Genomic DNA, 13,058 nt, shown 5'->3' with positions numbered 1-13,058 from the left:
CCCGCTCCCCGCCGACCCGGCGCGACCTCCTCGCGAGGGGGGCCGCAGTGGGCGGGGTCCGCCCTCGACCGGTACCGGTCCGGAGCGTATTCTTTACCAAGCAATTGCTTGTTTTAGTGGATCGGGCTAGGCTCGGAAAGAGGGCTGGGTAAGGATGACCTAACCTTCGCGAATGCCGTGCGGCCACGATGGAGGGGCGTCCGAAGATGATTGAGTTCAAGCCCGTGACCAGGCACATCGGCGCCGAGGTGAGCGGTGTCGACCTGCGCAAGCCGCTGTCGGAGGGGGAGGTCCAGGAGATCCGGCGAGGCTGGCTGGAGCACAAGGTCCTCTTCTTCCGCGACCAGCACATCAGTGACGAAGAGCACATCCGCTTCGCGGAGAACTTCGGCTCGATCAACCACCCCGCCTTCAAGAAGGACGGTGGCACCGCCATCCACGTCCTCGACCAGACCGACCCCAAGGGCGAGGGCGGCGACGAGTGGCACAGCGACAACACCTTCGAGCCGGTCCCGCCGATGGGCTCGCTGCTGCGCTGCGTGCAACTGCCCTCCATCGGCGGTGACACCCTCTGGGCCAACGCCCACCTGGCCTACGAGACGCTCTCGCCGCCCATCCAGCGGCTCTGCGACGAGCTCACCGCGATCCACGACATCACGGCCTCGATGAAGAAGGCCATCTCCAAGGGGCACGACTTCGACCTCGAGCAGGTCCAGGCCAAATGGCCGCCGATCGAGCGTCCCGTGGTGCGCACGCACGCCGAGACCGGACGCAAGGCGCTGTTCGTCAACCGCTCCTCCACCACGCGGCTGGTGGGGTTGTCCGACCGGGAGAACGAGGCGTTGCTGCCCTACCTGATCGACCACATCCGCTCTCCCGAATACCAGGTCCGGCTCAACTGGCGGCCGGGCACGCTGGCCTTCTGGGACAACCGGAGCACCCAGCACTACGCGGTCGCCGACTACACCGAGCGCCGCCGCATGCACCGGGTGACGATCAACGCCTTCCCCGAGCACCTGGACGCCTAGGCCCTGCCCGGCGGATCTCACCGTGGCGAGGATCGGTCAGGTGGTGTCTCGCCGCGGTGACCGACGGCAACGCGGTGAGGCGCCGCCTGACCGCGATGGTCAGGCCGATCCCGCTCTTCAGGCCGGTCATCACCGGGTCGGAGATGAAGTCGGCGAGGAATCCCAGCCGCAGGACGCTCGCGGCCAGCAGGATCACCCCGGTCAGCACGGCCAGCGTCGAGGCGGCCGTCAGCGGCGCGATCCCCGGGGGCGTCGCCGCGAGGGCGGCCGCCGTCAGCGCGGACAGGGGGGAGGTGGTGCTGACCGACAGCGGGCATGAGGTGCCGAGCAGCGCGTAGGTGATCATCGGGACCAGCGCGCAGTACAGGCCCGCCTGCACGGGCAGCCCGGCGATGGTGGCGTAGGCCACCGTCTGGGGCAGGACGACGGAGGCAGTGGTGATCCCCGCCACCGTGTCGGCGCGCAGTCTGCTGAGGTTGGGCATGTGGGTGGAGCGCGGTTCTCCCTGGTGTGCCCGGTTGGTGATCCCACTGTCCTACCGGTGCCCGAGGGGGGAGCCGAAGAGGCTCCGGCGGTTCGGTCAAGGTTCGGCCATCATCGTGCGACGTCGTCCGGGCGGAAGGCACCGCCGGAGTCCGGAGTGAAACAGTCGGCCGGACCTGGTACCAATGACCGGTGAGCGAAGAGCAGATGCTGCGAGAAGAGGCCGAGGGGCGGCTGCGGGCGCTCGCCGGGGAGCACGCCCGGCTGCGTGAGGACCAGTGGTCGGCCATCAGGGCACTGGTCATGGACCGGCGCCGGGTGCTCGTGGTGCAGCGCACCGGCTGGGGCAAGTCGGCCGTCTACTTCATCGCCACCGCGCTCCTGCGCGAGCTGGGTGAGGGGCCCACCGTCATCGTGTCCCCGCTGCTGGCCCTGATGCGCAACCAGATCGCCGCCGCCGAGCGCGCCGGGATCAACGCGGTCACGATCAACTCGGCCAACCCCGAGGAGTGGGAGCGGGTCTACAACCAGGTCGCCGAGGGTGAGGTCGACGTGCTGCTGGTCAGCCCCGAGCGGCTCAACAACCCCGACTTCCGCGACCAGGTGCTGCCCGAGCTGGCCGAGAGCGCGGGCCTGATCGTGGTCGACGAGGCGCACTGCATCTCCGACTGGGGCCACGACTTCCGTCCCGACTACCGGCGGCTGCGCACGCTGTTCGGGGAGCTCACCGAGGGCGTGCCGGTCCTCGCGACCACCGCCACGGCCAACGCCAGGGTCACCCGCGACGTCGCCGAGCAGATGGGCGAGGAGACGTTGGTGCTGCGCGGCGCGCTGGAGCGCGACAGCCTCCACCTCGGGGTCGTGCGCCTGCGCGGCGCCGAGCAGCGCCTGGCCTGGCTCGCGAGCACGCTGCACGAGCTCCCCGGTTCCGGCATCGTCTACACGCTCACCGTGGCCGCCGCCCAGGAGATCGCCGCCTACCTGCGCGAGCAGGGCCACGAGGTGGTCGCCTACTCCGGGCAGACCGAACAGGCCGAGCGGCTCGCCGCCGAGCAGGCGCTGCTGGACAACAAGATCAAGGCGCTGGTCGCGACCTCCGCGCTCGGCATGGGCTACGACAAGCCCGACCTGGGCTTCGTCATCCACGTCGGGGCCCCGCAGTCCCCGGTGGCCTACTACCAGCAGGTCGGCAGGGCGGGCCGCGGGGTCGAGCGGGCAGAGGTGATCCTGCTGCCCGGCGCCGAGGACCGCGACATCTGGGCGTACTTCGCCTCGCTGGCCTTCCCGCCGGAGCCCGTCGTGCGGGCCGTGCTGGCCGCGCTGGAGGAGGGCGGAGTGATGTCCACGGCCGCCCTGGAGAACCGGGTGGATCTCAGCCGGAGCCGCCTGGAGACCATGCTGAAGGTCCTCGACGTCGACGGCGCCGTGCGCCGGGTCAAGGGCGGCTGGGAGTCCACCGGCGAGCCCTGGGAGTACGACGCCCCGCGCTACGCCAGGGTCGCCGCCGAGCGGGAGGCCGAGCAGCGGGCCATGCTCGACTACCTCGACACCACCGGCTGCCGTGAGGAGTTCCTCCGCCGCCGCCTGGACGACGACACCGCTGCCCCCTGCGGGCGCTGCGACAACTGCACCGGCGCGCATCGCTCGCCCGAGGTGGACTCCCAGGCCGTGCGTTCGGCGGCCGACCGGCTTCGCCGGCCCGGGGTGGAGGTCGAGGCGCGCAGGCAGTGGCCGACGGGGCTGACCGATCTCAAGGGCCGGATCAGGCCGGAACTGGGCGCCGAGCCGGGGCGGGTGCTGGGCAGGCTCACCGACATCGGCTGGGGCAATCGCCTGCGCGGCCTGCTGGCCGACGGCGCCTCCGACGGGCCGATCCCCGACGACGTCTTCGCCGCCGTGGTCAAGGTGCTGTCGTCCTGGGAGTGGGCGCAGCGCCCGGTCGGCGTGGTCGCGGTGCCCTCGAGCAGCCGCCCACAACTCGTCCGCAGCCTGGCCGAGCGGCTGGCCCAGGTGGGGCGTCTGTCCTATCTGGGCGATCTCGGCTACCGGTCGGGCCCGCCGGGACGGCAGTTCAACAGCGCGCAGCGGGTCCAGGCGATCCGGGGCACCCTCGCCATGCCCTCCGCCCTGGGCGCGGCCGTCGCCTCGGCCCAGGGACCGCTCCTGCTGGTCGACGACCAGATCGACACGGGCTGGACGATGACCCTGGGAGCCGCCATGCTCCGCCACGCCGGAGCCCCCGCCGTGCTGCCCCTCGCCCTGGCGGTCACCAGCTAGGCGGGCGCCGGACGGTGCGGCTCGCGGTTCGGAGATCAGTCCTCCCGGCCGGGGATACGGGCTGAGGCCGGGGCTCGGCGATCCGAAGGGCGGTCATCGCCCGTCCCGGCCTGCCGGATCGGGAGAAGGCTCCCAGCCCGGCCGTCTTCAGCCGTGCCCTGCGCCGTCGCCACAGCCGGCGCAATGTGCCGCACGGGTAAAGGGGGCTCTCCGTCTGGGCGGGGAGCATGTCCAGAGCCTGGACGTCGAGCCCCATTGTGGATCTCCTTCAGAAAACGGTTCGCGGGAATCCGTGCTGATCCGCCGACGCGGATCGTCGCGGGTTAGAGGCCGGTCGTGATGGTGGTGATGTCGGTGAGGCAGCTCCACTTGACGCAGGTGATGCCGAGGCACGGCATAAGGGGGCTCTCCGCCTGGGCGGGGAGCATATCCAGAGCCTGGATGTCGAGTTCCATCGTGAATTTCCTTCCGTTGGGGAAAGACCCCCGCCGGTGATGCGGGGGTCTCGATGTCCGCCGGCGAGGCCGGCGGAGTCCGTGGGCGCGCGGTCAGGGATCAAGTCCAGGAGGTCCACCGGCTCCTTCGCCGATACGGCGTCGAGGAGGGAATCCGTTGCCGGCCGCATGGCCGTATGCCACTGCGCGATGCGCCGTTCAAAGAATTCCGGACTGATTCCCAGCCCTTTCTCAGGGTGTGGCGGAGCCGAGACGCACCGTGAAGGAGCGGAGGCCCTTCACGGCGTCGCAGGCGTCACAGCGGGACGCCGGCTGTTTGCGAACCCGCAGCTTGGCGGTGTGATCGCACGCTCACACGGCCGCGTTCACCGGCGGCGCCGCGCCGGCGATCCAGCGCTCGACGTCATGCGTCAGGTGAGTGCCGTGTGCGTTGTACCGCAGCATCCACCGTGCGAAAGGCCGGCCCTCGCAACCGGCGGAGAACGGCGGGGCTGTGGCCGGATCGGCGGTAAGTCCCTGGCGGCTTTCCTGGAGTGCCGCTTCGTACTCGTCCAACTCGGTGCTCAACGGGCTCTCCTCTTGGGGCCGGGGAGTTGCCGACGTGTACTCCTGACGATGCCGACGGTAACCGGGGGTTCTTACGGGCCGCTTAGCCACTCTTAATGCGCACCCCGGCACGGGCCGGCCCGGCGGGCGTGGAGACCTTAAGACCGCCATTAGGCGCCGCTGGCAGGCTGGTCCGCGTCCGGAGGATTACCGGCGGAACCGGTCACGGGCGAGATCCGGGCAGTCGTTTCGCACCAATGGCTCGACATCGTCCCCTGCCGGAGAACACGAATGGAGATTCGGCGTCGTGAATGAACGTGGTTCGGCGGGGGACGGCGTCTCCGGTGCGGACCGTCACGTCCTGGGGGACATCGCCCGTGCGACATTCCCACCTGAGCGCCGGGCTCGACGGAACCGATGATCGGGACCGGATGCGCCATGAGGCGCGCATGCTGGAGATCTTCGGACCGCTGGGCGTCACGGCGCGCAAAGTGCTTCTTTTCCAACAGAACGACAACCTTGTTCCTGGCGCAGGAACACATCGCGGGCACCCCGCTGAACAACCGGGAGGCCGCTCAGCACGACCGGCCCGGCGCCGTCGCCGGTTCGGATTCCCGGAGGTGCTCACGCGCATCGATCACCGCCCGCCGTGGCCGGCCGCGCAACCCGCGTGAGCCCGAGGCCCGCCCGGCCCCGCTGTCCGGCGGGTGCGGCCCCGACGGCGGCCACTACGGCGGCGCCGGGCGCCCGGGGGCCGGGACGGTCTCGCCGAGGGCGGCGGCGAGCAGGTCCAGGAAGTGGTCTACGGGACCGATGCAGGCCACCGCGGATCCGCCCGAGATCCGCCCGGCGTAGGGCAGCAGTCTCCTCCAGGTCACCCGGCATGCCGGCAGGTCGCCGACGGCGGCCTGGGCCGCGCCCTGCAAGCAGGTCATGGTCAGCCACGACCAGTCCATCGGCGGGGGCGGCCACCCTTCCCGGGCCAGGGCCCGGGCCTCGTCCAGGCGGCCCTGGGCGCACAGTTCCAGCACCCGGGCGTCGTGGTCCACGCTGGGATGGATACCGGCGATCTGGTCGATCAGCGGTCCGGCCTCGGCGATGGCACCGCGCTGATAGCACAGCATGAGGCGGCCGTTCGCCACGACCGCGCCCGCGTACCACATGCCGAGCCGCTGGGTCTGGCGTTCGGCATCGTCGTACAGGGCATCGGCCTCGTCGAACCGGCCGGCCAGGGCGAGCCGGTTGGCCCGCCACATGGTGTGCTGGAACCGCGGCCACGGGAGTCGCAGGTGATCCAACATGACGTCGCAGCGTGCGGCGGCCCGGTCCGCCCCCTCCAGATCGGACATCTCCAGCTTGTAGTGGGTGTCCATCATGTGAGCGAGCAGTTCGAATCCCGGCGTCCCGGTGTCCAGCGCGAGCCCGTGCAGCTCATCGGTGATCTCCATGAGCTCGCCGATGCAGGTCACCTGCGGCACGGACAGCGAGCGGGCGTTGAGCGCCCGCATGAGCAGGTGCGCGTCACCGATCCGGCGCGCCATCGCGACCGCCTCGGCGGACAGGGAGAGGCAGCGGGTGTCGTCGGCGCCGCCGTCGTACAGTTCCTGGGCCAGGCCGCCCAGCAGCAGCGTCCGCTCGGCGCTGTCGGTCTCGGGCAGCAGGCGCAGGGTGTGCTCGAACTGCTCCACCAGTTGCAGTTCCACCGGCTCGTACGGGTTGCGCAGCGTCCAGATGGCCGGGGCGTCCAGCGCGGTGAGGGCGCGGGCGGTCAGCTCGGGGCCCGCTCCGGCGCGGTCGGTGACCCGCAGGGCCTGTGCGCGGACCTGGCGGGCGCCCATCGCGTCTCCCGCCTCCAGCAGGGCGCGCACCTGCTGCAGCAGGAGCTCCACGTGCTCGGCGGGGTCGCCGCCGCAGGCGCCGTGCGCGGTGACGGCCCGGCCCCACCAGGTGGCGGCCTCCTGGTACGCCGCGCAGGAACTCGCTTGCCGGGCCACCGCGCGGGCCCAGTGCGCCGCCTCCCGGTACGCCGCCGGGCCCGCCTCCACCGAGTGGTAGGCGATGGTCGTCACGTCGGCGCTCGGCTTGGCCGACAGCGCGGCCATCACCTCCCGATGGATCATCGCCTTCCGCAGCGGCGGGACGTCGCGGATCAGGGTCTCTTTGACCAGATCGTGGACGAATGTCATGCACCCGTCACCGGTGACGATGAGCCCGGCCTGCGCCGCCCGGTCCAGCAGACCATAGGTGTGCGTCGCGCCCGGTTCCGACGCCTGGCACACCTCCGCGACCAGGCCGGGGTCGAAGCTCCTGCCGATCACCGCGGCGATGCCGAGCACCTCGGTGCTCTGCGGCCCGAGCATGGCCAGCCGTTGCCTGATCAGATCGGCCACCGCGTCCGGCACGATGTCCAGGCTCTGGCCCTGGGCCAGCAGGCGGGCGCTCTCGCAGACGAAGAACGGGTTGCCGCCGGTCCGCTCGGCCAGTCTCTCGGCCGCGGGGCCGTCCATCTTGCCGCCCAGCTCCTCGGCGAGGGCCCGGACCTCGGTGGTGGTCAGGCCGCTCAGCCGGATGCGCACCAGATCGTAACGGGCGAGATGGTAGAGGACCTCGTCCACCGAGAGCTTGAAGGCGCCGTTCGGGGAGGTGCCGGGGTGCCCCGTCAGGTCGCGGTACGCCGCTTCGCGGAACGCGGTGACCAGGGTCACGGAGACGTTCCTGGCCTGCGCCCCGGACAGCACGACGACATCCCGGAGCAGTTCGAGTGTGGCGGAGTCGGCCCAGTGCAGGTCGTCCAGGATGATCACCAGAGGCCGGAGCCGCGCGGCCTCGATGAGCCACTGCGCGATGAGCTGGTTGCGATGGCGCGCCGCCGTCCCGGGCGCGCCGGTGAGCCGCTCATCGCCCAGCAGCCCCGCCAGCGCCTGGCGATCCGGCGGCGGGACGGACTCGGCCAGCGCGCGCAGCACCTGCAGCCACGGCCACAGCGGCGGCACCCCCTCCCCCTCGTGGCAGCGCCCCCACAGCACCAGATAGCCGAGATCGGCGCAGTCGTCGCGGAACGCCTGCAACAGCCGGGTCTTGCCGATGCCGGGCTCGCCGCTGATCGCGGCGGTCACCACGCCGTTCCGGTCCATCAGGACGGGGAGGGTCGTCAACGTCGCGAGCTGCCGATCCCGCCCGATCAGATGCCCGTGGGCCGACCCCGGTGGGAGGATCTCGGCGGCCACGGGGGACGAGGGGGGATGCGACAGCGAGACGGGCTCGGGCGGGAAGGTGAGCGACCGCGACTGCTGGAGGATGTCCTTCTCCAGCATCTGCAGCTCGGGGCCCGGATCAAGGCCGAGTTGTTCGGCGATGACCTTCCGTGCCCGGCGCAACGTGGCCAGCGCGTCGGCCTGCCGCCCGCTGCGGTAGCGGGCCAGGGCGAGCAACCACCACAGCCGCTCGCGAAGCGGATGTTCCCCGATCTCGGACTCCAGCTCGTGGATCACCGCCTGTGGACGGCCGAGATCCAGCAACGCCTGGGTCCGGCGCTCGATCGCGGTCAGGCGCAGCTCGTACAGGCGGTTCACCTCGGCGATCGCCCACAGCTCGTCGGCGAACTCGCCGTAGGGCAGGTCGCGCCACAACCGCAGCGCCTCCTCCAGGAGGTTGAGCGACTCCGCGGGCGGGCGCTGTTCCGCGTCGGAGACGAGCCTGCCGAAGCGCAGCGCGTCGACGTTCGCTGTGGCGAGCATGTAGCCGGGCCGCCGGGCGACCAGGAGCCGAGGCGGGGTGCGCGGAGCCCGGTCCGGCTCGATCGCCCGGCGCAGGTTCGACACGTGGACATGGATCGAGGCCAGCGCGTTCACCGGCGGCGCGCCGTGATACAGATCGTCGATCAGGGTGTCCGTGGAGACGACCGTACCCGCCGCGGCCACCAACCGGGCCAGGAGGGCTCGCTGCCGCGGACCGCCGAGGCTGACGGAGGCCTCGGCGGCATAGGCCTCGAAGGGACCCAGAACCCGGAACCCGATGCTCCGTTCGCCGTCTGGTCGCCCATGAAGCAACTTCTCGATCCCGCTCTCCGAGTGCCCTGCTTCACTGCCCCGCACACTGCCCCCCGGCGAAGAATGGTTCACGACGTGTCCCATAGTCGCCGGAAACCCGGCTCCGCCTCGTCACTCGTGCGGCGGATTTCGGCTCAGTCGAAAGTGGGACGCTCTCTGTCCCCGAACTGTGTCTCTCCTGCGACAAGAGCCGGTCAGAGCCTGCCGGCCGCTGGAGCCGGGCAGGCTGAAACCGAGCCGGGTCGGGCCGGCCCTGTCCGCCCCCGGCTCTCAGTCATCTTCCAGCGGCGTCCACGCCGCGATCGGCTCTTCCGGTTCCCACTCCCGGCGTACCAGCGTGCTCCCTCGTCCAACCGGCCCCCGAGATCGGCCGGTGTGACCGGCTAGTGACGATCACGAACCGCGACCGTGGTCTGTCGCAGAGCTACTTGGCGGCCGGGGCCATGGGGGAGAAGACCGCCGAATCGGGTCTGTCCGGCCAGGCGGACTCCCGCTAGAGGCGGGGGCGGGCGCCCAGGTGCGAGATGGCCCGGGAGGCCAGGTGGCAGCCGGAGGCCAGGGCCTCGGCCGGGGGCTTGCCGCCGAGCCAGGCCGGCAGGAAGCCCGCGGTGAAGGCGTCACCGGCGCCGGTGCCGTCGACCACGCGTTCCACGGTCCCGGCGGGGACCTTGATCGGGTCGGGGCGGTTGTTGCCGTACCAGAGCGCGCCCTCGTCGCGGAGCTTGACGACCACCTGCGGGAACCAGGCGGTGAGGACCTTGGCGGCGGCGGCGGGATCGTCGCGGCCGGTGAGGACCTTCGCCTGGTCGGTGTTGGCGAACAGCAGCTTGGCGCTCTGCGTCCACTCCAGGAAGGGCTCGGCGCCGGTGCGCTCCAGGGGAGCGGAGGAGGAGCAGTCGACCGAGACGGACATCCCGGAGCGACGAGCCATCTCCAGCGCCGCCATACCGGCGTCGCGGGAACCCTCGTTGATCAGCGTGTAGCCGGACAGGTGCAGGTGCCCGCCCTGGGAGAACAGGTCGCGGGGCAGATCCTCGGGGGACAGGGCCGCGTTCGCGCCGGGGTCGGACAGCATGGTGCGCTCGCCCTTGTGGGTGACGAGCACCACGCAGGTGCCGGTCGGTCGCTCGGGATCCATGACGAGGCGGGCGTCGACGCCGTAGCCCATCAGCTCCATGTCGCGGTTACGGCCGGTGATGTCGGCGCCGCGCCGCCCGATGAAGGCGACCTCCGTGCCCTCGACGGCGAGCCAGGAGGCGATGTTGGCCCCTGAACCACCGCCGTGCATGGTGACGACCGCCGGTGTGTCGCTGGCCCTCGCCAACGGGTAGCGAGCTCTCGCGACCGCGTCGGTCATGAGATCGCCCACCACGACCACCCGCGTCATGATGTCACCACCTTGCTGCCTTCGATGCCGACGTGCCTCTGGCCGTGCTTCAAGCCGTACCTCTAGCCGCGAAAAACTTAACAGCTTCCGGCCAGGGTATGGGGTCTTGACCAGACACCGGACCATAGTCGATGCACAAGCGTTGCGTGAATTCGTGCCGGTGGTCCGTCTTGTGAGATTCGCGTCTACTCTCGGGGCTGTGGAGGTTGCTCAGTACCCTGCTCACTGGGAGGCGGACGTCGTCCTGTCGGACGGCGGAACCGCCCACGTGCGCCCGATTCGGCCCGCCGACGCCGACCGGTTGCGTTCCTTCTACAGCCGGCTGTCCGCCGAGTCGATCTACTTCCGCTTCTTCGGCCCCCGGCCGCGGCTGTCGGATCGGGAGATCACCTGGTTCACCAACGTCGACTACGTGGACCGCGTGGCGTTGATCGCCACGATCGGCACTGAGATGGTGGGGGTCATCCGCTATGACCGGATCGAACCCGGCGAGGCGGAGGTCGCCTTCCTGGTCGAGGACGCCCACCAGGGCCGGGGGGTCGCCTCGGTGCTCCTCGAACACCTGGCCGCCACCGCCAGGGAGCGGGGGATCGCCCGCTTCGTCGCCGATGTGCTGCCCGCCAACCAGAAGATGATGGCGGTCCTCAAGCAGGTCGGCTATACCGCGCAGAGCAGTTTCGCCGACGGCGTGGTCCGGATGACCCTCGATCTCACCCCGACCGAGACCGCCCAGGAGGTGACCGCCTCCCGCGAGCACCGCGCCGAGTCCCGCTCGATCGAGCGACTGCTCTCGCCGGGCTCGGTGGCGGTCGTCGGAGCGGGCCGCGAGCCGGGCGGCGTCGGCCAGACCGTGCTGCGCAACCTGCTCGGCGCCGACTTCACCGGTCCGGTCTACCCCGTGCACCGTGAGGCGCGGGCCGTGGCGGGGGTGCGGGCCTACCCGAGTGTGACGGACATCGACGGGGAGGTGGACCTCGCCGTTCTCGCCGTACCCGCCGACGGGGTGATCGACGTGGTCAAGGAGTGCGCGGAGAAGGGGGTGCGCGGGCTGATCGTGGTCTCCTCCGGATTCGGCGAGACCGGCCCCGAGGGGCGGGCCAGGCAGGACGAGATGGTGCGCATCGCCCGTGCGTACGGCCTGCGGGTCGTCGGCCCCAACTGCCTCGGCGTCGCCAATACCGACCCATCGGTACGCCTGAACGCCACGCTCGCCGCCACCCTCCCCGAGCGCGGCAGGGTCGGCTTCTTCAGCCAGTCCGGAGCCCTGGGCACCGCGCTGCTGCAGCGGGTGGCCCAGCGGGGCATGGGCATCTCCTCGTTCGTCTCCGCGGGTAACCGCGCCGACGTGTCGGGCAACGACCTGCTCCAGTACTGGGAGGAGGATCCGCAGACCGACGTGATCCTGCTCTATCTGGAGTCGCTGGGAAACCCCCGCAAGTTCGCCCGCCTCGCGCGGCGTATCTCGCGCCGCAAGCCGATCGTGGTCGTCAAGAGCGGCGGCACCACCCAGGGCGTGCCCACCGGTCACGCCGCGCCCGTGCTCGGCCTGCCGGACACCGCGCTCAGCGCGCTGTTCGAGCAGGCGGGAGTGATCAGGGTGGACGACCTGATCCAGCAGTTCGACGTGGCGCAGCTACTGGCCTACCAGCCGTTGCCCGCCGGGCCCAGGGTCGGCCTGGTCGGCAACTCCGACGCGATGGCGCTGCTGGCGGCCGACGCCTGCGTGCGGGTCGGCCTGGCGCCCAGACCGCCGGTCGACCTCGGCGCCCGGGCGGGCGCCGCCGAGTTCGGCGCGGCCCTGGCCTCGGTGCTCCCGGACGTGGACGCGGTGGTCGCGATCTACATGCCGCCCATCCCGGGCAACGCCGAAGAGGTCGGTGCCGAGCTGCTGCGAGCCTCCAGGGACTGCGGCAAACCGGTGCTGGCCATCTTCGAGGGCAAGATCGGCATGCTCGGGGAACTGCGGGTCGGCGCCACCCCCGAGCGGGGCTCCATTCCCTCGTACACGGCGCCGGAGGAGGCGGTCCGCGCGCTCGCCCATGTGGTGCGGCACGCGCGCTGGCTGGAGCAGCCCGCGGGGGTGCCCGAGGAGATCGAAAGCGTCGACACCGGTGCGGCACGGAGCCTCGTGCTCGCCGCTCTTGGCGACGCCCCGGCCGAGATCGACGCCTCGCAGCTGCTCGCCTGCTACGGGGTGGAGGTCTGGCCGTCGGAGACGGTGACCTCGCCCCAGGAGGCGGTCGACGCCGCGACCAGGCTCGGCTGGCCGGTGGTGCTGAAGGCCGCGGGAGCCGAGGCGGCCAAGCGCGCCGGGACCGTGCGCCTGGGACTGTCGGGACCCGACGGGGTGCGTGACGCCTACGCCGACCTGACGCGCCAACTCGAACCCGAGGCCGTGCTCACGGTGCAGCGGATGGCTCCGCAGCCCGCGGTGCCGACCGTGGCCGGTGTGATGGAGGACCCCGCCTTCGGCGCGGTCGTCTCCTTCGGGCTCGGCGAGATCACCGCACGGCTGCTGCGCGACGAGGCGTACCGGCTGGCGCCGCTGACCCGCGAGGACGCGGCGGCACTGGTGAGGTCGCCGCGCGCAGCCCCCCTGCTCCTCGGCGAGTACGGCTACCCGCCGGTCGCGGTCGAGGCGCTGGAGGACCTGCTGATCCGGCTCGGGCGGCTGGCGGACGACCTCCCCGAGGTGGCGCGGCTCACCCTCGACCCGGTGCTGGTGGGGGAGTCAGGGGTGACCGTGCTGGGCGCCCGGGCCGTGCTCCGCAGCCACCGGGGACCGCGTCCCGACGGCGGCCCTCGGCGCCTCGGCTAGTGTGCTCTCCCGCCG

Annotated in this window: 8 protein-coding genes; 3 read left to right on the top strand and 5 right to left on the bottom strand. The window is 71.5% G+C overall.

The annotated features are described in order from the left end of the window. Positions 1-206 precede the first annotated feature (206 nt). Complete coding sequence (locus tag ABT061_RS34115; protein ID WP_350925808.1) at positions 207-1,028, top strand: TauD/TfdA dioxygenase family protein; 822 nt, start codon at positions 207-209, stop codon at positions 1,026-1,028. Here ABT061_RS34115 and ABT061_RS34110 read toward each other — a convergent pair. Continuing rightward, entirely contained in the window at positions 997-1,512 is a 516-nt protein-coding gene (locus ABT061_RS34110) for a SulP family inorganic anion transporter (RefSeq protein ID WP_350925806.1), read from the bottom strand. The genes ABT061_RS34115 and ABT061_RS34110 overlap by 32 nt on opposite strands. Before the next feature lie 206 nt (positions 1,513-1,718). Here ABT061_RS34110 and ABT061_RS34105 point away from each other — a divergent pair, with 206 nt between their 5' ends. Continuing rightward, positions 1,719-3,788, top strand: a complete 2,070-nt coding sequence (locus tag ABT061_RS34105; RefSeq protein WP_350925957.1) for a RecQ family ATP-dependent DNA helicase — start codon at positions 1,719-1,721, stop codon at positions 3,786-3,788. Between the two features lie 323 nt (positions 3,789-4,111). Here ABT061_RS34105 and ABT061_RS34100 read toward each other — a convergent pair whose 3' ends face one another. The 4 genes from ABT061_RS34100 to ABT061_RS34085 all read right to left on the bottom strand — a co-directional run bounded on the left by ABT061_RS34100 (position 4,112) and on the right by ABT061_RS34085 (position 10,225). Further along, positions 4,112-4,243: an ALQxL family class IV lanthipeptide gene (locus ABT061_RS34100; protein ID WP_350925804.1), complete on the bottom strand. Its 132-nt coding sequence runs from the start codon at positions 4,241-4,243 to the stop codon at positions 4,112-4,114. Positions 4,244-4,594: 351 nt separating this feature from the next. Continuing rightward, the gene (locus ABT061_RS34095) at positions 4,595-4,810 is read right to left on the bottom strand and encodes a hypothetical protein (protein WP_350925802.1); all 216 of its coding nucleotides are present in this window, start codon (positions 4,808-4,810) and stop codon (positions 4,595-4,597) included. Positions 4,811-5,517: 707 nt separating this feature from the next. Continuing rightward, a complete protein-coding gene (locus tag ABT061_RS34090) occupies positions 5,518-8,883 on the bottom strand; it encodes an ATP-binding protein (RefSeq protein WP_350925800.1) in 3,366 nt (1,121 codons plus the stop codon). 448 nt (positions 8,884-9,331) lie between these two features. Continuing rightward, positions 9,332-10,225 carry a carbohydrate kinase family protein gene (locus ABT061_RS34085; protein ID WP_350925798.1) on the bottom strand — a complete coding sequence of 298 codons (894 nt, stop codon included), beginning with the start codon at positions 10,223-10,225 and terminating at the stop codon, positions 9,332-9,334. A 199-nt stretch (positions 10,226-10,424) separates the two neighbouring features. Between ABT061_RS34085 and ABT061_RS34080 the strand changes: the two genes are divergently transcribed. Next, the gene (locus ABT061_RS34080; RefSeq protein ID WP_350925796.1) at positions 10,425-13,043 is read left to right on the top strand and encodes a bifunctional acetate--CoA ligase family protein/GNAT family N-acetyltransferase; all 2,619 of its coding nucleotides are present in this window, start codon (positions 10,425-10,427) and stop codon (positions 13,041-13,043) included. Positions 13,044-13,058 lie beyond the last annotated feature (15 nt).

The organism is Streptosporangium sp. NPDC002544, from assembly GCF_040295965.1.
Classification (GTDB): domain Bacteria; phylum Actinomycetota; class Actinomycetes; order Streptosporangiales; family Streptosporangiaceae; genus Streptosporangium.
Note: the sequence above shows the minus strand (reverse complement) of the source record. Positions and strands in the feature narration are given on the sequence as shown.

What these genes read in the sequence shown, in the direction of transcription:
- ABT061_RS34115 (WP_350925808.1), top strand. Translation starts at nt 207, where the DNA reads ATGATTGAGTTCAAGCCCGTGACCAGGCACATCGGCGCCGAGGTGAGC.
- ABT061_RS34110 (WP_350925806.1), bottom strand. Translation starts at nt 1,512, where the DNA reads ATGCCCAACCTCAGCAGACTGCGCGCCGACACGGTGGCGGGGATCACC.
- ABT061_RS34105 (WP_350925957.1), top strand. Translation starts at nt 1,719, where the DNA reads ATGCTGCGAGAAGAGGCCGAGGGGCGGCTGCGGGCGCTCGCCGGGGAG.
- ABT061_RS34100 (WP_350925804.1), bottom strand. Translation starts at nt 4,243, where the DNA reads ATGGAACTCGACATCCAGGCTCTGGATATGCTCCCCGCCCAGGCGGAG.
- ABT061_RS34085 (WP_350925798.1), bottom strand. Translation starts at nt 10,225, where the DNA reads ATGACGCGGGTGGTCGTGGTGGGCGATCTCATGACCGACGCGGTCGCG.